Annotated in this window: 23 protein-coding genes; 5 read left to right on the plus strand and 18 right to left on the minus strand. The window is 73.1% G+C overall.

Annotation, left to right across the window (positions count from 1 at the left end; translation table 11 throughout):
• Positions 1–57: 57 nt before the first annotated feature.
• The 17 genes from cls to tilS all read right to left on the minus strand — a co-directional run bounded on the left by cls (position 58) and on the right by tilS (position 15,730).
• A complete protein-coding gene (gene cls / locus WBQ80_RS14310; RefSeq protein WP_336571856.1) occupies positions 58–1,524 on the minus strand; it encodes a cardiolipin synthase in 1,467 nt (488 codons plus the stop codon).
• Positions 1,525–1,530: 6 nt separating this feature from the next.
• On the minus strand, positions 1,531–1,707 hold the full coding sequence (locus WBQ80_RS14315; protein WP_336571855.1) for a hypothetical protein: 177 nt from the start codon (positions 1,705–1,707) through the stop codon (positions 1,531–1,533).
• An 83-nt stretch (positions 1,708–1,790) separates the two neighbouring features.
• Complete coding sequence (locus WBQ80_RS14320; RefSeq protein ID WP_336571854.1) at positions 1,791–1,940, minus strand: hypothetical protein; 150 nt, start codon at positions 1,938–1,940, stop codon at positions 1,791–1,793.
• A gap of 22 nt (positions 1,941–1,962) precedes the next feature.
• On the minus strand, positions 1,963–3,471 hold the full coding sequence (lysS, locus tag WBQ80_RS14325) for a lysine--tRNA ligase (RefSeq protein ID WP_336571853.1): 1,509 nt from the start codon (positions 3,469–3,471) through the stop codon (positions 1,963–1,965).
• A 118-nt stretch (positions 3,472–3,589) separates the two neighbouring features.
• Positions 3,590–4,447 carry a pantoate--beta-alanine ligase gene (panC, locus tag WBQ80_RS14330; protein ID WP_336571883.1) on the minus strand — a complete coding sequence of 286 codons (858 nt, stop codon included), beginning with the start codon at positions 4,445–4,447 and terminating at the stop codon, positions 3,590–3,592.
• 47 nt (positions 4,448–4,494) lie between these two features.
• Positions 4,495–5,259, minus strand: a complete 765-nt coding sequence (locus WBQ80_RS14335; RefSeq protein ID WP_336571852.1) for a Rossmann-like and DUF2520 domain-containing protein — start codon at positions 5,257–5,259, stop codon at positions 4,495–4,497.
• Positions 5,249–6,874, minus strand: coding sequence for a PH domain-containing protein (locus tag WBQ80_RS14340; protein WP_336571851.1), 1,626 nt, complete (start codon positions 6,872–6,874; stop codon positions 5,249–5,251). Before WBQ80_RS14340 ends, WBQ80_RS14335 begins: the two co-directional genes overlap by 11 nt.
• Positions 6,871–7,356, minus strand: coding sequence for a PH domain-containing protein (locus tag WBQ80_RS14345; protein ID WP_442892692.1), 486 nt, complete (start codon positions 7,354–7,356; stop codon positions 6,871–6,873). The genes WBQ80_RS14340 and WBQ80_RS14345 overlap by 4 nt, the downstream gene beginning before the upstream one ends.
• A gap of 139 nt (positions 7,357–7,495) precedes the next feature.
• Positions 7,496–7,963 carry a DUF3180 domain-containing protein gene (locus WBQ80_RS14350; protein WP_336571849.1) on the minus strand — a complete coding sequence of 156 codons (468 nt, stop codon included), beginning with the start codon at positions 7,961–7,963 and terminating at the stop codon, positions 7,496–7,498.
• Entirely contained in the window at positions 7,960–8,445 is a 486-nt protein-coding gene (gene folK, locus WBQ80_RS14355) for a 2-amino-4-hydroxy-6-hydroxymethyldihydropteridine diphosphokinase (RefSeq protein ID WP_336571848.1), read from the minus strand. The genes WBQ80_RS14350 and folK overlap by 4 nt, the downstream gene beginning before the upstream one ends.
• Complete coding sequence (gene folB, locus WBQ80_RS14360) at positions 8,442–8,813, minus strand: dihydroneopterin aldolase (RefSeq protein ID WP_336571847.1); 372 nt, start codon at positions 8,811–8,813, stop codon at positions 8,442–8,444. The genes folK and folB overlap by 4 nt, the downstream gene beginning before the upstream one ends.
• On the minus strand, positions 8,806–9,597 hold the full coding sequence (folP, locus tag WBQ80_RS14365; protein WP_336571882.1) for a dihydropteroate synthase: 792 nt from the start codon (positions 9,595–9,597) through the stop codon (positions 8,806–8,808). The genes folB and folP overlap by 8 nt, the downstream gene beginning before the upstream one ends.
• A gap of 10 nt (positions 9,598–9,607) precedes the next feature.
• Positions 9,608–10,204 carry a GTP cyclohydrolase I FolE gene (gene folE, locus WBQ80_RS14370; protein ID WP_336571846.1) on the minus strand — a complete coding sequence of 199 codons (597 nt, stop codon included), beginning with the start codon at positions 10,202–10,204 and terminating at the stop codon, positions 9,608–9,610.
• Between the two features lie 27 nt (positions 10,205–10,231).
• Positions 10,232–12,247, minus strand: coding sequence for an ATP-dependent zinc metalloprotease FtsH (gene ftsH, locus WBQ80_RS14375; protein ID WP_337282589.1), 2,016 nt, complete (start codon positions 12,245–12,247; stop codon positions 10,232–10,234).
• Positions 12,248–12,330: 83 nt separating this feature from the next.
• A complete protein-coding gene (locus tag WBQ80_RS14380; protein ID WP_336571843.1) occupies positions 12,331–14,022 on the minus strand; it encodes an MFS transporter in 1,692 nt (563 codons plus the stop codon).
• Positions 14,023–14,049: 27 nt separating this feature from the next.
• A complete protein-coding gene (gene hpt / locus WBQ80_RS14385) occupies positions 14,050–14,601 on the minus strand; it encodes a hypoxanthine phosphoribosyltransferase (protein WP_336571842.1) in 552 nt (183 codons plus the stop codon).
• A 52-nt stretch (positions 14,602–14,653) separates the two neighbouring features.
• Positions 14,654–15,730 carry a tRNA lysidine(34) synthetase TilS gene (tilS, locus tag WBQ80_RS14390; RefSeq protein ID WP_336571841.1) on the minus strand — a complete coding sequence of 359 codons (1,077 nt, stop codon included), beginning with the start codon at positions 15,728–15,730 and terminating at the stop codon, positions 14,654–14,656.
• Between the two features lie 63 nt (positions 15,731–15,793).
• Here tilS and ppa point away from each other — a divergent pair, with 63 nt between their 5' ends.
• On the plus strand, positions 15,794–16,279 hold the full coding sequence (gene ppa / locus WBQ80_RS14395) for an inorganic diphosphatase (protein WP_336571840.1): 486 nt from the start codon (positions 15,794–15,796) through the stop codon (positions 16,277–16,279).
• Positions 16,280–16,354: 75 nt separating this feature from the next.
• Here ppa and WBQ80_RS14400 read toward each other — a convergent pair whose 3' ends face one another.
• Positions 16,355–17,032, minus strand: a complete 678-nt coding sequence (locus tag WBQ80_RS14400) for a response regulator transcription factor (RefSeq protein WP_336571839.1) — start codon at positions 17,030–17,032, stop codon at positions 16,355–16,357.
• 71 nt (positions 17,033–17,103) lie between these two features.
• Here WBQ80_RS14400 and WBQ80_RS14405 point away from each other — a divergent pair, with 71 nt between their 5' ends.
• From WBQ80_RS14405 to WBQ80_RS14420, 4 genes are all read left to right on the plus strand, one after another.
• Positions 17,104–19,257, plus strand: a complete 2,154-nt coding sequence (locus tag WBQ80_RS14405; RefSeq protein ID WP_336571838.1) for a sensor histidine kinase — start codon at positions 17,104–17,106, stop codon at positions 19,255–19,257.
• A 150-nt stretch (positions 19,258–19,407) separates the two neighbouring features.
• Positions 19,408–20,142, plus strand: coding sequence for an alpha/beta fold hydrolase (locus tag WBQ80_RS14410; protein ID WP_336571837.1), 735 nt, complete (start codon positions 19,408–19,410; stop codon positions 20,140–20,142).
• 40 nt (positions 20,143–20,182) lie between these two features.
• On the plus strand, positions 20,183–20,551 hold the full coding sequence (locus WBQ80_RS14415) for a RidA family protein (RefSeq protein WP_336571836.1): 369 nt from the start codon (positions 20,183–20,185) through the stop codon (positions 20,549–20,551).
• A 29-nt stretch (positions 20,552–20,580) separates the two neighbouring features.
• Positions 20,581–21,483, plus strand: a complete 903-nt coding sequence (locus WBQ80_RS14420; protein ID WP_336571835.1) for an alpha/beta fold hydrolase — start codon at positions 20,581–20,583, stop codon at positions 21,481–21,483.
• Positions 21,484–21,512: the final 29 nt, after the last annotated feature.

A 21,512-nucleotide genomic window follows, 5' to 3' on the forward strand; every position in this document is an offset into this window, starting at 1 on the left:
GGCTCGCGTTTCAGGGGAATGACGGATTCGGGGCGAACGGATGTCGCCGCCTCGGCGCTACTGCAGCGCCGACGTGAGTCGCGCGAGGTTGTCCAGGACGGTGGATCGCAGGGGCTGGCGCATCCACTCGTCGAGGGTCAGCTCGCGGCTGTCGCGCCGGTAGCCGTCCTCGACGGCGCGCATCTCGCGCACGAACGACGCCCCGCGCACCAGCAGCGAGACCTCCATGTTGAGCTCGAACGAGCGGATGTCCATGTTGCTCGAGCCGATGACCGCGACGTCGTCGTCGATCGTGAAGTGCTTCGCGTGCAGGATGAACGGCGCCTTGTACATGTAGATCCGCACGCCCGCGCGGAGCAGCGCCTCGTAGTAGGAGCGCTGCGCGTGGTAGACGAGGGCCTGGTCGCCGATCTCGGACACGAACAGCTCGACGTGCACGCCCCGCTGGGTCGCCCCGCTGATCGCGCGCAGCATCGCCTCGTCGGGCACGAAGTACGGGCTCGTGATGATGATCCGCTCGCGCGCGGCGTAGAGCAGCGCGAGGAACAGCTTGAGGTTGTTCTCGTTCGTGTATCCCGGGCCGCTCGGCACGACCTGGCAGTCGAGGTCCTGCAGCTCCGACTCCTGCTCGAACGGGATCAGCTCGTCGCGGGAGGGCGCCTCGCCGGTCTCGAGGTACCAGTCGGTCGCGAAGATCGCGTCGAGCCCCGAGACGATGGGCCCCTCGACCTCCGCGACCAGCTCCTGCCACTTCAGGCCTCGGCGCAGGTTGCTGCGCTTGTGGTAGCTGCGGTCGATGACGTTCTGCGAGCCCATGTAGGCGATCTCGCCGTCGACGACGAGGATCTTGCGGTGGTTGCGCAGGTCGGGCCGCTGGTACCTGCCCTGGAACGGCTGTACCGGGAGCATGAGCTGCCACTGGATGCCCCGGTCGCCGAGCCGTCGCAGCGTTCGCTTGTAGCCCTTCACGCGACGCGACGCGATATGGTCGAGGAGCACCTTCACCTCGACGCCGCGCGCGGCCGCATCGCCGAGCGCGTCGATGAAGCGCGCGGTCGTCGAGTCGTAGGCGAAGATGTAGAACTCGGCGTGCACGTACCGCTTCGCCCGGTCGACCGCGTCGGCCATGGCGTCGAGCGAGGCCTCGTAGTCGCCGATGAGCCGGGCGCCGTTCTGCCCGATCAGCGGCATCGCCCCCAGGTTGCGGTTCAGCCGGACCACGCCCTCGAACCACTCGGGCCAGGCCGAGCTGTCGCTCACGCGCTCGACGCCGTGGGTGCTCTCGCGGATGAACCGGTCGACCTCCTCCTGCTTCTCGCGGCGCGCCCTCGGCAGCTTGGGGTTGCCGATGAGCAGGAAGAACAGGATGCCGATGTAGGGGACGAAGAAGATCGCCAGCAGCCACGCCATGCCGGCGGTGGGACGGCGGTTGCGCGGGACGACGATGATGGCGACGATCCGGATGACGAGGTCGATGAGCAGCAGGATGCCGCCGATGAGGGCCGTCGCCTGGGCCGCCGTCATCCGGGGTTACGCGGCCCGGTGCTCGCCGGTGCGCTTCGCGCGCTCCTCGGCCTCGATACGGGCGTAGGCGTCGCGCTCGTTGCGGTCGGCGCGGATGACGGCGCGCATCACGAACCAGAACATGAGTCCGATGAGCACGGTCGGCGCGACCGACCAGATCGCGTTCAGCCAGAATTCGTCCATAGCCGTTCCAGAATACGGGGGTTTCCTCGGGTTCGCTGGGTGCGTGCGGCCCCGGCTCGGGGGTGCGCGACCGGATGCCGCGCCTAGCCGGACGTGATGATGCCCCAGACGCCCGAGCCGAGCAGGTACAGTCCGATCGCGCCGACGATGACCCAGACGGCCACGCGCGCGAACGAGGGCTGCTTCGGGTCGCGCTCGGGCTCGAGCTCCTTCTTGGGCAGGTAGTCGTTCATCGCGTCATCCGTTCGCTCGGGGTCACTTGACGAGGGGGAAGAGGATGGTCTCGCGGATGCCCAGGCCGGTGATGGCCATGAGCAGCCGGTCGATGCCCATGCCCATGCCGCCGGTCGGCGGCATGCCGAACTCGAGGGCGCGCAGGAACTCCTCGTCGAGGCGCATCGCCTCGGGGTCGCCGCCTGCCGCGAGACGCGCCTGCTCGACGAACCGCTCGCGCTGGACGACCGGGTCGACGAGCTCGGAGTAGCCGGTCGCGAGCTCGAAGCCGCGCACGTACAGGTCCCACTTCTCGACGACGCCCGGGATCGAGCGGTGCTGGCGCACGAGCGGCGACGTGTCGAGCGGGAAGTCCATGACGAACGTCGGCCGCTCGAGGCCCGACTTCACGTGGTGCTCCCAGAGCTCCTCGACGTACTTGCCGGGCAGGGGGTGGTCGATCTCGATGCCGACCGCGTCGGCCAGCTCCTGCAGGCGCGACATCGGCGTCTCGGGCGTGATGGCCTCGCCGACCGCCTCCGACAGCGAGTCGTACATCGACAGCCGCTCCCACTGGCCGCCGAGGTCGTACTCGGTGCCGTCTGCCCAGGTCACGACGTGCGACCCGGAGACCGCGAGCGCCGCGTCCTGGATGAGCCTCTGCGTCAGGTCGGCGATCGAGTGGTAGTCGCCGTAGGCCTCGTACGCCTCGAGCATCGCGAACTCCGGGCTGTGGGTGGAGTCGGCCCCCTCGTTGCGGAAGTTGCGGTTGATCTCGAACACCCGCTCGATGCCGCCGACGACCGCGCGCTTGAGGTAGAGCTCGGGCGCGATGCGCAGGTAGAGCTCGGTGTCGAACGCGTTCGAGTGCGTCACGAACGGCCGCGCCGACGCGCCGCCGTGCATGACCTGCAGCATCGGGGTCTCGACCTCGACGAAGCCGAGCTCGGTGAACGTCCGTCGCAGGCTCGCGTTGACGGCCGCGCGGTCGAGCACGTTCCGGCGCGCCTGCTCGCGCGCGATGAGGTCGAGGTACCGGCTGCGGACCCGGGTCTCCTCCGAGAGCTCGTGGTGCAGGTTCGGCAGCGGGTTGATGGCCTTCGCCGCCATCCGCCACTCGGTGGCCATGATCGACAGCTCGCCGCGGCGGCTGGTGATGACCTCGCCCGACACGAACACGTGGTCGCCGAGGTCGACGAGCTCCTTCCATGCGGCGAGCGACTCCTCGCCGACCTCGCCGAGCGAGACCATCGCCTGGATGCGGCTGCCGTCGCCGGACTGCAGCGCCGCGAAGCAGAGCTTGCCCGTGTTGCGGAGGTGCACGACCCGCCCCGCGACCCCGACCGTCTCGCCGCTGCGCTCGTCGACGCCGAGGCCGACGAACCGGTCGCGGACCTCGGGGATCGACGCCGTGACCGGCAGGCCCACCGGGTAGGCGCCCGCGCCGAGGTCGTCGGATGCCGCGTTGAGCCGCTCGCGCTTGGCCAGACGCACGGCCTTCTGCTCCGAGATCTCCTCGGCGGTCGGCTCGTGCGTGGTCTCGTCGGCCATGGGGACTCCGGAATCGGTCGGCGGGGGCATCGGATGCGGCATCCGTTCTCGGACGCCAGTGACCAGCGTAGCCCGCCGTCCCGCGCCGATCCTGACGGGCGACCGGGTGCTGCGGGCGTCAGCCGAGCGAGATGACCGCGTTGTCGATGAGCCGGGTCGAGCCCACCCGTGCGGCGACGAGCACGATCGCCTCGCCGCGCGCGTCGCCGCCGACCGGGAGGAAGGTCTCGGGATCGACCACGACGAGGTAGTCGAGCTCGACGCCGTCGTGGTCGCCGAACGCGGCCGCGGCCTCGGCGAGCACCTCGCCGATCCCCTCGGCCGAGGCCGCCTCGGCAGCCGCGAGCGACTCCGAGAGCAGCAGCGCCGCTCGGCGCTGGTCGGCCGCCAGGTAGCGGTTGCGACTCGACATCGCGAGCCCGTCGGGCTCGCGCACGGTCGGCACGACCTCGATCGCGAGCGGGACGTCGAGGTCGCGCACCATCCGGCGCACGAGGAACACCTGCTGGGCGTCCTTCTGGCCGAACACCGCCCGGTCGGGGCGGACGATGTTGAACAGCTTCGCGACGACGGTGAGCATGCCGTCGAAGTGCCCGGGACGCGAGGCGCCCTCGTAGAGCGTGCCGATGCGGCCCGCCGTGACGCGGGTGTCGACCTCGCCGTCGGGGTACATCTCGCCCGGCGACGGCGCGAACACCAGCTCGACGCCGTGCGCCCCGAGCGCGGCGAGGTCGGCCTCGAGGGTGCGCGGGTAGCGGTCGAGGTCCTCCCCCGCGCCGAACTGCAGCGGGTTGACGAAGATCGAGACGACCACCACGTCGGCGACCTCGCGGGCACGTCGCACGAGCGCGAGGTGCCCGTCGTGCAGCGCGCCCATGGTGGGCACGAGCGCCACGCGGCGCCCGTGCGCGCGGTGCCCGGCGACCGCGTCGCGGATGCCGGCGACCGTGTCGACGACCCGCGGTGCGACGGCCACGGATGCCGCGGCGCCGCTCACCGCGTCGTCGCCCGTCGAGCGCTCGCTCACGTGTCACCTCCGAGGGGCCGCGCGTCATCGGCCCCGTCGATCGTAGTCGCCCCGCCGTCGACCGTCGGACCCGGGTCGTGTCGGGCGAGCGCGTTCTCGACCGAGCTGCGGACGAGGGCTGCGAGCACCGATCCGGACCGTGCGACCCCGATGCCCTCGAGGATGCCGGCGGCCTGGTCGACGATGGCGCTCGAGAACGACACGGCCGTGTCGACCGCGTCGGCGTACGCCCCCCGATCCTCCTCGGCGACCACGAACGGCTCGCCGCCCATCTCGACCGCGAGCGCCTGCGCGATCGGCAGCACGGGCGCCGGCGCGGTCACCGCGAACCACGTGCCCGCGAGCCGGCCGAGGTCGATGCTCGTGCCCGTGAAGGTCATGGCGGGGTGGATGGCGAGCGGGATGGCGCCCGACCGGCGGGCGGGTTCGAGCACGCCGACCCCGTAGCGGGCGACGGTGTGCAGCACGAGCTGTCCGGGCCGCCACGCGCCGGCCGCGGCGAGCCCCTCGACGAGCGGGGCCAGCTCGTCGCCGGGGACGGCGAGCAGGACGAGCTCGCTCCGCTCGATCACCTCCGGAACGGGGAGCACGGGCACCTGGGGCAGCATCGCGGCGGCGCGCTCCCGGCTCGTGTCGGACACGGCCGAGATGCCCGTGAGCGCATGCCCTGCTCCGGCGAGCGCCGACGCGAGGACGGCGCCCACGCGTCCGGCGCCGATCGTGCCGACGCCGAGCCGCCCGGCCCTGCGGTCAGCGGGCATCGGCCGTCACCCCCCAGCGCTCGCCGGGATCGCGGAGCGCCCGTGCGACGGATTCCGCGGCCAGGGACTCGAACGCGGCATCCGCATCCGGTCGGTCGAGCGCGGGGAGCTCGGCGGTGACGGGGCCCATGACCGTGTGGATGCGGAGGGACGCGAGTCCGAGCGCCCGGCGGACCGGACCGGCGGCGATCGCCACGGACTGCATGCGCGCGAGCGGCACGAGGATCGCGCTGCGGACCAGCCAGCCGCGCCGCAGCAGTGCGAGGCCGCCGTGGACCGCCAGGCCGACCCGCCGCCACGAGAACGGCCGGATCCACGCCGCGCGGCGCGGCGCCGACGTGAACCCCGCCGACGGGCCCGAGCCCGTGAGGCCCGAGGCGAGCCGGACGGCGAGGACGTCGTCGGCGTCCGGCACGAACAGGCCGACCACGCGCCGGACGTCGTCGGCCGTGCCGACCGGCAGCACGAGCGTGCGCTGGACGCCGTCGTTGGTCGGCGTGAGCGACTGGCCGGCGACGTTGATGCGCATCGTCCACCAGCCGAAGGGCCGCCACAGCAGCCACTGCGTGGCCTCGATCGCGTGCACGCGCCCGGGCGGGATCGTCTGGTTGGCCGTGGACAGCAGACCGGATCCGATGCGGACCCCGTCGGGCGTGCCCGCGATCGAGTAGCGGAGCGACTTCGTGATGCGCGACCAGAGGTAGCTGACGAGGCCGATCGCCGCGGGGACGAAGGTGAAGAGGACCCACGGCGCGCCCGTGACGACGCCCGTGGCGATGACCGCGACGAGCACCGCGAACCAGATCATCGACCCGCCGAGCAGGGCCGACGCGATCACGCGCGGCAGCGGCAGCCGCACGACCGACTCGGGCGGCGCGAGCGAGGGGTCGAGCTCGGGCGCCCGGAACTCGTCGACGCGGCGGCCGACGAGCTGCCCGGCCCGTGCGGCGAGCGTGCCGGACGCCGCCTCGCCCGCGGCGTCCGGTGCGGTCGCCGGTCCCGCGTCGGATGCCGCTGCCCGGCGTGCCCCCGACGCGAGCCGCAGCAGGTCGGCGCGCAGCCGGTCGGCCTGTGCCGACCCGAGGTACGAGAGGTCGACGTTCCCGGACTGGCCCGCGACCGACACGTCGAGCTTCGCGGTGCCGAAGAGCCGTGCGAAGAGCGGGCGGTTGACGTTGATGCCCTGCACGCGGTCGAGGCGGGCGCTCCGGTGCGATCGGAAGAGGATGCCGCTGCGCACCTCGAGCGCCTCGGACGTGACCCGGAAGGTGTGCATGCGCCACGCGAGGTGGAAGCCGCCGATCACGAGCACGATCACGACGGCGAGGCCGGCGAGCGCCCAGCCGATCAGGCCGTTCACGACGATGCCGCCGATCGGGTCCTCGGCCCAGTCGCCGTTCCATCCCGCCGGCGCTTCGAAGCGCTCCTCGGGCGCGACCGGCGCGAACAGCAGGAGGAACACCTCGACGACGCGTTCGCGCAGGTTCGCGAGGACGAAGCCGAGCACCGCGAGGAAGACGAGCCCGCCGCGCAGGAGCGGACTCGCCGGATGCAGCCGGTGCCACTCGCCGTCGGCGAGGTCGCGCACCCGGGCCCGGCGGCCGGTGTCGGTCACAGCCCGGCCCGGCGCGACTCGGCGAGGGCGACCAGCTCGTCGCGCAGCCGTTCCGCCTCCTCGAGCGGCAGCCCGGGGAGGGTGACCGCGGTCGCTGCCGCGGCGGTGACGAACTTGAGGTCGGCGAGGCCGAGCGCACGGGAGACCGGCCCGCGCGTGATGTCGACGAGCTGCATGCGGCCGTACGGCACGGCGACCTGCCGCTGGAACATGATCCCCCGCCGGAAGACGAGGTCGTCGGCCCTCAGCCGGTAGCCGATCGACCGCACGCGGCGCGGTTCGAGCGCGATCGCGACGAGCGCCATCGCGCCCACCGCGGCCGCCGCCCAGGCGAGCAGCGGGAAGTCGAGCCAGGTCGCGGCGACGAGAAGCGCCGCGACGGTGATGCCGGAGCCGATCACCGAGCCGACGACCTCGACCACGACGTGCTTCGGCGACACGCGGCGCCACGCCGCGTCGACCTCGCGCGGCGCGGCGGGCACGCGCGCGAGCGCGGGCGCTCCTGCGGCGGGCTCCGTCGCGCCGGACGGTGCGAAGGACGGCGCGGGCTCACCCCCGTCGACGACGGGCTCCGGCGCGGCCAGGGGCGCGGGCACCGGCTCGATCATCGGCTCGTCACGCTCAGGCATGCGCGGCGCCCTCCTCGTCGGGCTCGTCGGGCGGGATGGTGCAGAAGTGCTCGGCGATGAGGCCGGCGGCCAGCAGCAGGGCGGCGCCCGCGGCGGTGGCGACGGCCGTCCAGACGGTCGATGCCACCGGCGGCACGCTGCGCGTGAGCAGGAAGGCGGTGATGCCGAGGCCGGCGCCCAGCACGAGCGCACCCGTGATGCTCGTCGCCTTCGCGAGGACCGCCGTGCGCGCCGCCCGGAACGGGTCGATGCGCCGCTTCGCGGTGCCGCGGACCGCCTGCCGGACGGGCCAGGCGAACGCGAGCACGAGCGCGGCGACGCCGACGAGGGTGATCGCGAGCGAGAGGGGCGGCACGACGGCCTGGCGCCCGGCGCTGACGAGCGCGAGCTCGGCGAGATAGCCCACGGCGAGGCCGACGAAGCCGAACGCGACGAGGGTCGAGGCGTGCGTGCGCTTCACCGCCGCACCACCTCGTCGGTCGCGGCCGCGCGGAGGTCGGCGACCCGACCGCGTCCGGCGAGCTGGGCGTCGGGCTCGACGTCGAGCCAGGGCTGGAGCACGAACGCGCGCTCCCACGCGCGCGGGTGGGGCAGCTCGAGCCGGTCGTCGGAGATGCGCAGGCCGTCGACGTCGACGAGGTCGAGGTCGAGCGTGCGATCGCCCCAGCGCTCGTCGCGCGTGCGCCCGTGGTCGTGCTCGATCCGGTGCAGCAGGTCGAGCAGCGCGTGCGGGTCGAGCTCGGTCTCGACGACGACGACGCCGTTGAGGTATCGGGGCGCCTCGCGGTCGACGCCGTCGAGCTTGACGGCGGCCGTCTCGTACACGGGCGAGACCGCGACCAGTCGCATCCCGGGGGCGTCGGCGAGCTCGCGCACCGCGGCACCGATCGTGGCCTCGCGGTCGCCGAGGTTCGCGCCGAAGGCGATGACGGCCCGGCTCATGCTCGGCTCCGCACGATGGTGACGGCGACGTCGTCGAAGGGCACCTCGATGGGCGCCTGGGGCTTGTGGACCGTGACGGTCGCCTCCTCGACCCCGTCGAAGCCGAGGGCGACACGCGCCACGCGCTCGGCGACCGTCTCGATGAGGTCGACGGGGTCGCGCTCCACCGCACGGGCGACCGCGACGGCGAGCTCGCCGTAGTGCACGGTGCGGGCGAGGTCGTCGCCGCATGCCGCGGCGGCGAGGTCGACCGCCACCGACACGTCGATGACGAACTCCTGCCCCTGCTCGCGCTCGAAGTCGAACACGCCGTGGTGCGCGCGCACGCGGATGCCCGTCACTGCGATCCGATCGCGCGAGTCAGCCACGTCGTCCACTCTGCCATGCGCGGGCGACGTCGAGCGCGACGCGGGTCGAGCGCACGTCGTGCACGCGGACGCCCCACGCCCCGGCCTGCGCCGACAGCGCGCTGACGACCGCCGTGGGCAGGTCGCGGTCCTCGACCGGCGCCCCGTCGGGCAGCAGCGCACCGAGGAATCGCTTGCGCGACGCCCCCACGAGCAGCGGCAGTCCGAGTTCCGCCAGGACGTCGAGCCGCGCCAGGAGCTGCCAGTTCTGGTCGCCTCGCTTGGCGAACCCGAGCCCGGGGTCGAGGATCAGGCGGTCGTGCGCGACGCCCGCCGCGACGAGGGCGTCGACGCGCACGGCGAGCTCGTCGCGCACCTCGACCGCGATGTCGGCGTACTGCGCGAGCTCGTCCATCCGATCGGAGTGCCCGCGCCAGTGCATCGCGACGTACCGCGCGCCCGTCTCGGCCGCGATGCGGGCCATGGCCTCGTCGGCCAGCCCCGCCGAGACGTCGTTGATGATCTCGGCGCCGGCCTCGACGGCGGCGGCGGCCGTCGAGGCGCGCATGGTGTCGACGCTCACCCGCAGCCCGCGAGCGGCGAGCTCCCGGATGACGGGGATCACGCGGCGCAGCTCCTCCTCGGGCTCGACGCGCGCCGCGCCCGGCCTCGTGGACTCTCCGCCGACGTCGAGGAGGTCCGCTCCGGCCTCGGCGAGCTCGACCGCGTGCGCGACGGCCGCGTCGGCGTCGAACCAGCGCCCGCCGTCGCTGAACGAGTCGGGGGTGACGTTGACGACCCCCATGATGAGCGGCTCAGTCACCGCGGCCGGCTCCGATGAGCGCGATGACCTCGGCGCGCGCGGCCGGGTCGGCGAGCGCACCGCGGCTCGCGACCGTGACCGTCGAGCTGCGCTCCTGCCGGGCGCCCCGGGCCGTCACGCAGCCGTGCTCGGCGTCGAGCACGACGAGCACGCCGCGGGGCCCGAGGCCGGCGTCGAGCGCGTCGGCGATCTGCTCGGTGAGCCGCTCCTGCACCTGCGGACGACTCGCCACGGTCTCGACGACGGCCGGGATCCGGCTGAGGCCCACGATCTTCTCTCCGGGCAGGTACGCCACGTGGGCGACGCCCCTGAACGGCAGCAGGTGGTGCTCGCACATCGAGCGGAAGCCGACGTCGCGCAGAAGCACCACATCGGAATCGGCCGGCTCGCCGGCATCCGTCGACCCGGTCGGCACCGAGTCGAGCAGGTGCACCCGGGGGTCGGCGCCGACCCCGCTGAAGAACTCGGCGTACGCCTCGGCGACCCGCCGCGGCGTGCGCTCGAGTCCCGGTCGCCCGGGATCCTCGCCGATCGCGAGGAGCAGTTCGCGAACGGCACGCTCGACGCGGGCCGTGTCGACGCCCGTCATGGCACCCTCCTCACGCGCCGGCGGCGGCTAGGCCGTCGCGGGACGCGGCTTCGAGCTCGGCGTGCGCGACGCCTTGGCCTCTTCGACCGGCGTGCCCGAGTCGACGCCGCCGTCGACGGCGCCCTGGTCGATCGGCGCCTTCTGGTGCGGGAAGCGGATGGGCGGCCGGTCGGAGACGGGACGCTTCTCGCTCGAGAGCCAGAGCGGCCGCGGCGGGAGCTTCCTGACGTTCGCGAAGATCTCGGCGATCTGGTTGTGGTCGAGCGTCTCGTGCTCGAGCAGCTCGGCCGCGAGGCGGTCGAGGATGTCGCGGTTGTCGTTCAGCACCTGCCACGCCTCGTCGTGCGCCTGCTCGATGAGCGTGCGCACCTCGGCGTCGACGCGCTCGGCGATCTCCTCCGAGTAGTCGCGCTGGTGGCCCATGTCGCGGCCGAGGAACACCTCGCCCTGCGACTGCCCGAGCTTCACGGCCCCGACCGTCGCGCTCATGCCGTACTCGGTCACCATCTTCCGCGCGGTGGCGGTGGCCTTCTCGATGTCGTTCGAGGCGCCCGTCGAGGGGTCGTGGAACACGATCTCCTCGGCTACGCGGCCGCCCATCGCGTAGGTGAGCTGGTCGAGCAGCTCATTGCGCGAGACGGAGTACTTGTCCTCCAGGGGCAGCACCATCGTGTAGCCGAGGGCGCGACCGCGCGGCAGGATCGTGATCTTCGTCACGGGGTCGGTGTAGTTCATCGCCGCCGCCGCGAGCGCGTGTCCGCCCTCGTGGTAGGCCGTGATGAGCTTCTCCTTGTCCTTCATGACGCGGGAGCGGCGCTGGGGCCCGGCGATCACGCGGTCGACGGCCTCGTCGAGGGCGCGATCATCGATGAGCTGCGCGTTGGAGCGCGCGGTCAGCAGCGCCGCCTCATTGAGCACGTTCGCGAGGTCGGCACCCGTGAACCCCGGCGTCTTGCGCGCGAGCACCTCGAGGTCGACGCCCTTGGCGAGCGGCTTGCCCTTGGAGTGCACCTCGAGGATCCGGTGCCGGCCCTTGAGGTCGGGGGCGTCGACGCCGATCTGGCGGTCGAAGCGCCCCGGGCGCAGCAGGGCCGGGTCGAGGATGTCGGGACGGTTCGTCGCCGCGATGAGGATGACGTTGGTCTTGGGGTCGAAGCCGTCCATCTCGACCAGCAGCTGGTTCAGCGTCTGCTCGCGCTCGTCGTGGCCGCCGCCGAGGCCCGCGCCGCGGTGCCGGCCGACGGCGTCGATCTCGTCGACGAAGATGATCGCGGGTGCGTTCTGCTTGGCCTGGTCGAACAGGTCGCGCACGCGGCTCGCACCGACGCCGACGAACATCTCGACGAAGTCCGACCCGGAGATCGAGTAGAACGGCACGCCCGCCTCGCCCGCGACGGCGCGCGCGAGGAGCGTCTTGCCGGTGCCGGGAGGGCCGTAGAGCAGCACGCCCTTGGGGATGCGCGCCCCCACCGCCTGGAACTTGGCCGGGTCCTTCAGGAAGTCCTTGATCTCATGGAGTTCCTCGATGGCCTCGTCGGCGCCCGCGACGTCGTCGAAGGTGACCTTCGGGCTCTCCTTCGAGACGAGCTTCGCCTTGGACTTGCCGAACTGCATGACGCGGTTCCCGCCGCCCTGCATGCCCGAGAGGATGATCCAGAAGAAGAGGCCGATGAGCACGAGCGGCAGGAGGATGCCGAGGAGCGAGAGGAACCAGCTCGGCTGGGGCACCTCGTCGTCGAACCCGCCCTCGGGGTCGGCCCGGTCGACCGCGGCCAGCACGTCCACGCCGCGCGGCGTGACGTAGTAGAACTGCACCTGCGTGCCGAGGTCCTCCTCGGCCTCGGCGAGGGTGAGGTCGACGCGGTTCTCGCCGTCGACGATCTTCACCTCCTGGACCTTGCCCTCCTCGAGGAGCTCCAGGCCCTGCTGGGTGGAGACCTCCCGGAAGCCCGACTGGGTGATGAGGCTCGACCCGATCCAGACCGCCACGATGGCCAGCAGGATGTAGATGACCGGCCCGCGCAGGATCTTCTTCATGTTCATGGTGCTAGCAGGCTACCCGTTGCCCGCTGGAGGTCGGCTCCCTGTTCGCTGAAAGCGCGCAGCCCCGGCAGGCGCCATCGCGCTCACGAGCCCGTCGGGGCGTCGCCGGACCGCTCCTCGGGCTCGTACTGGGCGAGGATGCCGTCGACGGTCGAGGACGCCTGCACGGCGCTCGGCGTGTACCCGAGCACGACGGGCAGGAACCGGTCGGATGCGAGCGACTGCAGCCGCAGGTCGCTCCGCGCGACCACGGTGGCCATCCGGCCCGTCGGACGGAGGAGCGCGATCTCGCCGAACCCGTCGCCCGGTCCGAGCGAGGCGACGACGTTCCCGTCGTGGACCACGTCGACCTCGCCCGACTCGATCACGTAGTACCGGTCGCCCGGATCGCCCTGAGCGAAGACGGTGGCCCCGGATGCCACGGACACGGGCTGGAGCCCCCGCGCCAGCTGCTCGATGGACGGGAGGGGAAGCGTGCAGAGCATGTCGACGCTGCGCAGCAGGCCGATATCGAGGTCGAGCACCGCCACGGATCGGTCCAGCCGGCGCAGGCGCCACCACGAGGCCGCCGCGAGGACGGGGCACACGAGCCCGATCGCGATGAGCGCCGGCTCGATGCCGAGCCATCCGATGAGGGTTGAGGCGACGACGCCGCCGAGGCCGACGAACACCGCGACCATGCTCTCGAGCACCCCGAAGACCCGGGCGAGCACGGCGTCGGGAGCGAGTCGGCCGATGAGCGTGAACCCCGCGACGTCGACGAGTGCGTTGCCCACGCCGACGAACGAGAGCAGCACGAGGGCGACCGCCTGCTGCGGGAAGACGCCCACGAGCGCGAGCGGCAGGCCCCAGAGCCCCACGCCGACGGCGAACCACGCGCCGAGCCGCCTGGTGCCGACGAGCAGCGAGGCGCCGAGCGAGCCCAGCACCGCGCCGACCCCGACGGCCGTCATGAGCGCGCCGACCCCCGGCTCGCCGGTGCCCAGGAGCTCGATCGCGACGACCACGGACAGGACGGTGAGCGCGCCGCGCGTGAGCGCCTGCGCCGCTGCGAGGGCCAGGATCAGCACGAGGTCGCGGTCCTGCGCGACCGCCCGGAGTCCCTCCGCCGCCTCGCCGAGGATTCGCGGCCGGCTCGGCGCCGGCGGGCGCGGCGGCGCCTCGTAGCGCAGTCCGACCAGCAGGGCGGCCGCGGCGAACGAGGCGCCCGCGGCGACGGCGAACACGACGTCCACGCCCGTGAACTGCAGGAGCACCGCGGCGAGCAGCGGGCCGGCGATCGTCGCCGCCGAGTCGAGCAGCCCGCGGACCATGTTGGCACTGGCGAGCTCGAATCCGGTTCGGCTCAGCGACGGCAGCAGGGCGGAGTGCGCCGGCCGGTACAGGGTCGCCGCGATCGTCGAGACGACGGCGAGCGCGTACACGACGGCCGTGGGACCCGACACGGCGACCACGACGGCCGCCGCCCCCGTCGCCGCGCCGCGCACGACGGACACCAGGATGAGGACCCGCTCGCGGCGGCCGCGGTCGGCGATGGGAGACAGGAGCGGGGCGAAGATCGCGGACGGGATCATTCGGAGCAGTCCGACGAGCCCGACGGCCGCGGCGCCCCCGTCGCGGTACGCGACGATGCCGAGCGCGACGGTGAAGGCCCACTCGGCCGTCCACGCGCCGAGGAAGCTCAGCTGGGCGCGGCGCAGGTCGGCGTTGCGCCAGTTGCTCGCGAAGGCATCGCCCGCGTCGCGCACCCGGCTCCGGCGCCCGCGCTCCCCCATGCGACGGCTCCCGGACGCCTCGTCGGCCTAGCTGTAGACGTGCGGCGCCAGGATGGCGACGTCGCGCAGGTTGCGGTACCGCTCGGCGTAGTCGAGCCCGTACCCGACCACGAACCGGTTCGGGATGTCGAAGCCGAGGTATTTGACGTCGACCTCGACCTTGGCGGCATCCGGCTTGCGCAGCAGCGCGCAGATCTCGATCGACGCGGCCCCGCGCGAGTGCAGGTTGCCGAGCAGCCAGCTGAGGGTGAGGCCGGAGTCGATGATGTCCTCGACGATGAGCACGTCGCGACCGGAGAGGTCGCTGTCGAGGTCCTTCAGGATCTTCACGACGCCCGACGACTGCGTGCCCGCGCCGTACGACGACACCGCCATCCAGTCCATGGTCACGTGCGAGCGGAGCTCGCGGGCCAGGTCGGCCATGACCATGACCGCGCCCTTCAGCACGCCCACGAGCAGCAGGTCGCGCCCGGCGTAGTCGGCCTCGATGCGGCGGGCGAGCTCGGCGAGCTTCTCGCGGATCTGCTGCTCGGTGACGAGCACCTCGGTCAGGTCGGCCTCGATCTCGCGCGAATCCATCCCCGGCTCCTCCTGTGGCATCTGGGCGAAACGGATGCCACGAGCCTAGTCGTCAGCGCGCCGTGAACTCGATGCGCCCGCCCGCCCGGGCCGCGCGGCATCCGGGCAGGTCGATGGGTCCCTGCCCGCGCCAGTCGGTGACGAGCCGCGCGACCTCGAGCGTCTGCCGACGCGTCAGGGCGACGCCGAACTCGCTCGCGACGACGTGGCGGATGATGCGCTGCCGCAGGGCGGCGGGGTTCGCGGCGAGCACGCCGACGCTGACCGCGATGCCGGCCTCGGCGGGCTCGCAGATCTCCTCGATGAACTCGTCGATCTGGTCGGCGAAGGCCTGTTCGTCCTCGCGGAGCTGGTCGGCGGTGCGCGCGAGCGCCTCGGCGACGCCCGGGCCGAGTTCGGCCTCGAGCAGGGGCAGCACGCGCTCGCGAACCCGGACCCGCGCGTAGGCGTGGTCGGCGTTGTGCGGGTCGTCCCAGGGCGCGAGGCCCGCGTCGAGGCACGCCCGCCGCGTCGCCGAGCGCCGGATCGCGAGCAGCGGGCGGGCGTAGCGGCCAGATCGGGGCGCCATGCCCGCGAGGCTCGCCGCGCCCGATCCGCGCGCGAGCCCGAGCAGGACGGTCTCGGCCTGGTCGTCGAGAGTGTGGCCGAGCAGCACGAGGGCGGCTCCGGCCGCGTCCGCGGCCGCGTCGAGGGCGGCGTACCGGGCGGCGCGCGCGGCGCCCTCCGGGCCGGGGCCGCCCGGCATCGTGCTCGCGTCGACCCGGCGGACCAGCACGGGGTCGAGCCCGAGGTCGCGAGCGACGGATGCCGCGGCATCCGCCTGCTCGGTCGACCCGGGCTGGAGCCCGTGGTCGACGACCACCGCGCCCGCCCGCCAGCCGGCGCGCGGCGCCTCGAACGCGGTCGCCGCGGCGAGCGCGAGCGAGTCGGCCCCGCCCGACAGCGCGACGAGCGCGAGTGGTGCCGTGCGGGGATCGATGGGGGCGGAGCCCGGCTCGAGATCCTCGCTCCCGGGTCTCGGGACGGCGACTCCGTCGCCTCGTCGACCCTCGGGCACGAGGACCCCGCGCACCGCGCGTCGCACGTCGGCGATCGGCGGCGTGAGCCGTGGTCGGCGCTCCGGGGCCATCACGTAACCTTATTCCGGCCATCCGGGCGCGGGCCGCGCCATCCGCCACACGAGGAGAACAGCATGGGCGAGTACGCCGCCGTCATCGAGATCCCCAAGGGGAGCCGCAACAAGTACGAGGTCGACCACGAGACCGGCCGGGTCTTCCTCGACCGCGTGCTCTACACGAACTTCGTCTACCCGACCGACTACGGCTTCTTCGAGAACACGCTCGGCGACGACGGCGACCCGCTCGACGTGCTCGTGCTCACCCAGTACGCCCTGTTCCCGGGCGTGGGCGTGAAGGTCCGGCCCGTGGGCGTCTTCCACATGACCGACGACGGCGGCGGCGACGCCAAGGTCATCGCGGTGCCCGCCGGCGACCCGCGCTGGGACCACATCCAGGACGTGGACTCGATCCCCGAGTACACCAGGAAGGAGATCGAGCACTTCTTCGAGCACTACAAGGACCTCGAGCCCGGCAAGTGGGTCAAGACCGAGGGCTGGGCGAACGCCGCCGAGGCCGAGTCGCTCATCGCCAAGGCGATCGAGGCCTACCCGGGTCACTGAGTCGAGCGGATGCCGCGGCATCCGCTGCACGCACGAAGGGGGCGAGCCCCACGGCTCGCCCCCTTCGTCGTGGGTTCAGCGATGCGAACCCGCCCAGTCGAGGAAGGCCAGCACCGCGAGGACGCGACGATGGTCGCCGTCGCCGTCGGCCGACAACCCGAGCTTGCCGAGGATCCGGTGGACGTACTTCTCGACGCTCGCCTCTGTGAGGTGGAGCTCCCTCGCGACCCCGCGGTTCGACCGTCCGTGCGCCATCCGCTCCAGCACGTCCCGCTCGCGCGGCGTCAACGCGGCGAGCGGGTCTGAGACCCGCCGGGCCTGGAGCAGCTCCTGGACGAGCGCAGGATCGATCACCGTCTCGCCGTCGAGGAGACGGTGCAGGGACGCGGTGAAGTCCTCGAGCGCCGTCACGCGCTGCTTGAGCAGGTACCCGACGCCCACCCCGCCCGCGAGCAGGTCGAGCGCGTGCTCGACCTCGAGGTGCGAGGAGAGCACGAGCACCGGCACCTCCGGCCGGGCCGCCCGGATCCGCTTCGCGGCGACGATCCCCTCGGTCGTGTTCGTCGGGGGCATGCGGATGTCGACGATGACCAGGTCGCACGCCGTCTCGGCGATCCGGTGCTCGAGGGCCTCGGCGTCGCCGACCGCGTCCACCACCTCGAAGCCGGAGCGACCCAGCAGGAGCGCCAGTCCGTCACGGAACAGCAGCTCGTCGTCGGCGATCAGCACCCGCGGCGGCGGCTCGGCGTTCACCGCCAGTTCCCTGCCATCCGTGCCAGTCTGGCCCCGACCCGACGCGACGGCAACCGCGGAAAGAGGTCGGGATGGACGCGGAACGGCCGGTCGACCACGTCGCCGATGAGCGCGAGGCGCTGCGCGCCGCCGCGGAACTGATCGCGGGCGGCGCGTCGCCGGGCGCCGTGCTCGAGATCGTCGCCCGGTACGCCGCGGGCGTGATGGATGCCCGGTACGTGGCCGTGCTGCGGCTCGAGGCGGGGGCCGACGTCCGCGTCCAGGCGGCGTGGACGTCGCCCGGAGCACCGTCGGTGGTGCTCGACGGCTGGCCGCTCGAGGTGGATCCGCTCACCCGGGAGCTGCTCGAGCGGGGGGAGGCGGTGCGCGACATCCGTCCGGACGCCGACCCGGACCCCGACGCCCCCACCCTCGCCGGACGCCTCGGCGCCCGCTCCTCCATCGGCGTGCCGATCCGCCTGGACGACCGGACCTGGGGAGCGCTCTTCGTGCACGGCCCGGCGGCGGAGGTGCCGGACGGAGCCGAGTCGCGGCTCGAGGGCCTGGCCCAGCTCATCGCCGCGGCCGTCGCGAACGCGGCGACCCGGGGCGAGCTCGAGACGGTCGTCGCGGAACAGGCCGCGCTCCGGCGAGTGGCGGAGCTGGTCGCGAAGTCCGCCGCGCCGTACGACGTCTTCGCGGCCGTCGCGGAGGAGTTCGGCCGGCTCGTCGGCGTGCAGGGGGCGAAGATGCTCAGGTTCGAACCGGACGAGACCGCGACGTTCGTGGCGAGCTGGGGCCCGCTCCAGGCCGGACTCCCGATCGGGACGCGGCTGCCGGCCAGGGGCACGAGCGTGACCGGACGGATCCTCGCCACGGGCCGCACGGCACGCGTCGACGACTACGACTCCGCGGAGGGCCCGATCGCCGAGGTGCAGCGCTCGGCCGGCATGCGGAGTGCGGTGGGCGCGCCGATCCACGTGGACGGCCGGCTGTGGGGCGCCATGGTCGTCGGCTCGGCGGACTCCGGGCTGCCGCCGGACACGGAGGCGCGGATGAGCAAGTTCGCCGAGCTGGTCTCGCTCGCCTTGTCGAACGTGGATGCCCGGACGGCCGTGCATGCGCTCCTCGACGAGCAGGCGGCCCTTCGCCGTGTGGCGACCCTGGTCGCACGGGGCGGCTGGGTCGACATCCTCGACGCCATCCTCGAGGAGGTCGCGCGGCTCCTCGATGTGGAGGCGGCGGCCATGCTCCGCTACGAGAGCGACGAGACGGCCACCGTCGTCGCGGCGTGGGGCGAACCCGACATGCGCGCCTTCCTGGGCCTGCGACTGCCCGTGGCGGGCGACAACCCCACCGCCGAGGTCCTGCGAACGCACCGGCCCGCGCGCACGGAGCGATGGGACGGCGCGCGGGGGACGCTCGCCGCGATGGCCCGGGAGCTCGGGGTCACGACCGCGGTGGCCGGCCCGATCACGGTGGAGAACCGGGTGTGGGGAGTCATCGTCGTGCTGAGCCTGGGCGATTCGCCGATGCCCGAGGACACCGAGAGGCGGATCGCGCAGTTCGCCGAGCTCGTCGCGACCGCCATCGGCAACGTCGAGTCGCGACGTGCGCTCCTCGACTCCCGCGCGCGGCTCGTCCACGCCGCCGACGAGGCACGTCGCCGGCTGGAGCGCGACCTGCACGACGGGGTGCAGCAACGGCTCGTCGGCATGGGCCTCGGCCTTCGTCGAGCGCTGGACCTGCTTCGCGTGTCGGCCGATGAGGCGGAGGTCCTCCTGGAGTCCTCCCTCGCCCGGCTCGGCGAGACCCTCGACCAGCTGCGCGAGCTGTCGCGAGGCGTGCATCCGGCCATCCTCTCCGAGGGCGGCCTCGGCCCCGCGCTCCGGGCGCTCGCGCGCCGATCGGGCATCGCCGCGGAGCTCGTGGTCGCCGACCTGCCCCGGTTGGACGAGCACACGGAGGTCGCGACCTACTTCGTCGTCTCCGAGGCGCTCACCAACACGGTCAAGCACGCCCGGGCCTCGAGCGCGACGGTCCGCATCGAGCTCCGCGACGGCGTGCTTCACGTGGACGTTGCCGATGACGGCGACGGCGGAGCCGATGCGTCCCGCGGCTCGGGCCTGATCGGTCTCGTCGATCGGGTCGAGGCGCTCGGCGGCTCGCTGACGCTCTCCAGTCCTCCCGGCGGCGGCACGGTGCTGCACGCGACCCTGCCCGCGGAAGCGCCGTCCGGGGCCTGAGCGACGCGATGCCCCGCTCTCCCGGAGTGCCATGCGAGCGTGGCATCGACGTGTCACGTCGGCGGCGCCGCGACTGCCGCACCAGTCGGATCGAGGATCCCGCCGTGACGCGCGAGAGTGGCCGCGACCACTTCGAGCGAGGAGCCTCCCGTGAGCATCACCGCCAGTTCTCCCGACCATCCGACCGTCGTCCTCGTCCACGGGGCGTTCGCCGAATCCAGTAGCTGGAACGGCGTGATCAGCCTGCTCCTGCGCGACGGGTTCCCCGTGATCGCGATCGCGAACCCCCTTCGCGGGGTCGCGTCCGACGCCGGCTACCTCCGGGCGCTGCTCGCCGGCGTGGACGGCGACATCGTGCTCGTCGGTCACTCGTACGGCGGCACGGTCATCACGAACGCCGCCACCGGCGACCCCCGCGTCCGAGCCCTCGTCTACGTCGGCGGATTCGCACCCGACACCGGTGAGAGCGCCGCGGACCTGTCCGGGCGATACGAGGGCGGGACGCTCGGCGAGACGCTCGCCGCGGTGCCGCTCGGCGGTGCCGGAAACGATCTCTACATCGTCCAGGACCGGTACCACGCGCAGTTCGCCGCGGACTCCGCGCCGGAGGACGCCGCGGTCATGGCAGTGACCCAGCGGCCCATCGTGGAGTCGGCGCTCAACGAGCCATCCGGCGAACCCGCGTGGAAGGAGATCCCGTCGTGGTTCGTCTTCGGCTCGGAGGACCGCAACATCCCCGCCGCGAGCCATCGGTTCATGGCCGACCGCGCCGGGTCGCGCCGCACCGTCGAACTCGCGGGCGGCTCGCACACCGTCGGCATCCCGGAGGCGGCCCGTGTGGTCGAGCTCATCCGCGAAGCGGCCGACTCGGTCGCAGCTCGGTGAGCGACGCAGCACGGCGATCGCCGAACGTGGACGCGGAACGATGAGCCTCGAGCGGCTCGACGGATCGACGGGGCGGCCGTACGCTCCCGCCATCATCGCCGAGGGTCGATTCGTGTTCGTGTCCGGGCAGACGCCCATGCGCGACGGACGGTTCGTCGACGGGACGATCGCCGAGCAGACGCGGGCGACGCTGCAGAACATCGCCGACATCCTCGACGCCGCGGGAGCCACCCTCGAGGACGTCATCCGTTGCGGCGTGTTCATCGCCGACCTCGACCAGCTCCCGGCGTTCAACCAGGCGTACGTGCAGGCCTTCGGCCCGCGCCTCCCGGCACGGACCACGGTGGCCGTCGCACTGCCCGGCTACGACATCGAGATCGACTGCATCGCCGTGCTGCCGGACCGCTGACGCGTCCGGCCCGTCCCCGAGGAGCGCTGGTGTTCGACGGATTCCGATCCCACTCGGTGCCGACCGGTCGCGGGCGCGTGTTCGCCCGCGTCGGCGGCGCCGGTCCGGCGCTGCTGCTCCTGCACGGCTACCCGCAGACGCACGTGATGTGGCATGGCGTGGTCGATGCGCTCGTGGATGCCTGCACCGTGGTCGTCGCCGACCTCCCGGGGTACGGCGCCTCCTTCCGTCCGCGACCGACTCCCGACCATCGGGCCCATTCCAAGCGCGCCATGGCCGAGGACCTCGCCCAGATGATGCACGCGCTCGGCCTCGACCGGTTCGCCGTGGCCGGCCACGATCGCGGCGGACGGGTCGCGTACCGCATGGCCCTGGACCACCCGGACCGCGTCGTCGCGCTGGCCGCGTTCGACGTGGTCCCGACCGGAGAGGTGTGGGCCCGCGCCGACGCGAGCATGGCGCTGGCCTACTGGCACTGGGCCTTCCTCGCCCAGCCCGCTCCCCTGCCCGAGCGGATGATCGCGTCGGCGCCGGACGCCTTCTTCGACGTCCACGTCCGCGCACTCGGGCTCGGCCGCGCACCCGGGCGGTACCCGCCGGACCTGATGGCCCTCTACCGACGGCTCCTCGACGACCCGGGCTTCCTGGAGGCCGTCTGCGAGGACTATCGCGCCGGCGCCGGCGCCGACCGCGACGACGACGACGCGGATCGCGAGGCCGGGCGTCGCATCGGCTGCCCCACCCTCCTGCTCTGGAGCGGATCCGGCGCGCTCCCGCGGTTCTACGGCGACGTCCTGGACGTCTGGCGACCCTGGGCCGCCGAGGTGCAGGGCCACGGGGTGGATGCTAGTCACTTCCTCGTCGAGGACCGGCCGGAGCTCGTCGCCACCGAACTCGCCGCGCTGATGCGCGCGACACATCCGACCACGTGAGCCGGCGCGACCGGCGAGGAGGGAACGAC

It is taken from the genome of Agromyces sp. CCNWLW213 (assembly GCF_037199545.1).
Lineage (GTDB): Bacteria > Actinomycetota > Actinomycetes > Actinomycetales > Microbacteriaceae > Agromyces.

Coding starts and splice junctions, on each gene's coding strand:
- cls (WP_336571856.1), bottom strand. CDS start 1,524: ATGACGGCGGCCCAGGCGACGGCCCTCATCGGCGGCATCCTGCTGCTC.
- WBQ80_RS14315 (WP_336571855.1), bottom strand. CDS start 1,707: ATGGACGAATTCTGGCTGAACGCGATCTGGTCGGTCGCGCCGACCGTG.
- WBQ80_RS14320 (WP_336571854.1), bottom strand. CDS start 1,940: ATGAACGACTACCTGCCCAAGAAGGAGCTCGAGCCCGAGCGCGACCCG.
- lysS (WP_336571853.1), bottom strand. CDS start 3,471: ATGGCCGACGAGACCACGCACGAGCCGACCGCCGAGGAGATCTCGGAG.
- WBQ80_RS14335 (WP_336571852.1), bottom strand. CDS start 5,259: ATGCCCGCTGACCGCAGGGCCGGGCGGCTCGGCGTCGGCACGATCGGC.
- folK (WP_336571848.1), bottom strand. CDS start 8,445: ATGAGCCGGGCCGTCATCGCCTTCGGCGCGAACCTCGGCGACCGCGAG.
- folP (WP_336571882.1), bottom strand. CDS start 9,597: ATGGGGGTCGTCAACGTCACCCCCGACTCGTTCAGCGACGGCGGGCGC.
- folE (WP_336571846.1), bottom strand. CDS start 10,204: ATGACGGGCGTCGACACGGCCCGCGTCGAGCGTGCCGTTCGCGAACTG.
- ftsH (WP_337282589.1), bottom strand. CDS start 12,247: ATGAACATGAAGAAGATCCTGCGCGGGCCGGTCATCTACATCCTGCTG.
- WBQ80_RS14380 (WP_336571843.1), bottom strand. CDS start 14,022: ATGGGGGAGCGCGGGCGCCGGAGCCGGGTGCGCGACGCGGGCGATGCC.
- hpt (WP_336571842.1), bottom strand. CDS start 14,601: ATGGATTCGCGCGAGATCGAGGCCGACCTGACCGAGGTGCTCGTCACC.
- tilS (WP_336571841.1), bottom strand. CDS start 15,730: ATGGCCCCGGAGCGCCGACCACGGCTCACGCCGCCGATCGCCGACGTG.
- ppa (WP_336571840.1), top strand. CDS start 15,794: ATGGGCGAGTACGCCGCCGTCATCGAGATCCCCAAGGGGAGCCGCAAC.
- WBQ80_RS14405 (WP_336571838.1), top strand. CDS start 17,104: ATGGACGCGGAACGGCCGGTCGACCACGTCGCCGATGAGCGCGAGGCG.
- WBQ80_RS14415 (WP_336571836.1), top strand. CDS start 20,183: ATGAGCCTCGAGCGGCTCGACGGATCGACGGGGCGGCCGTACGCTCCC.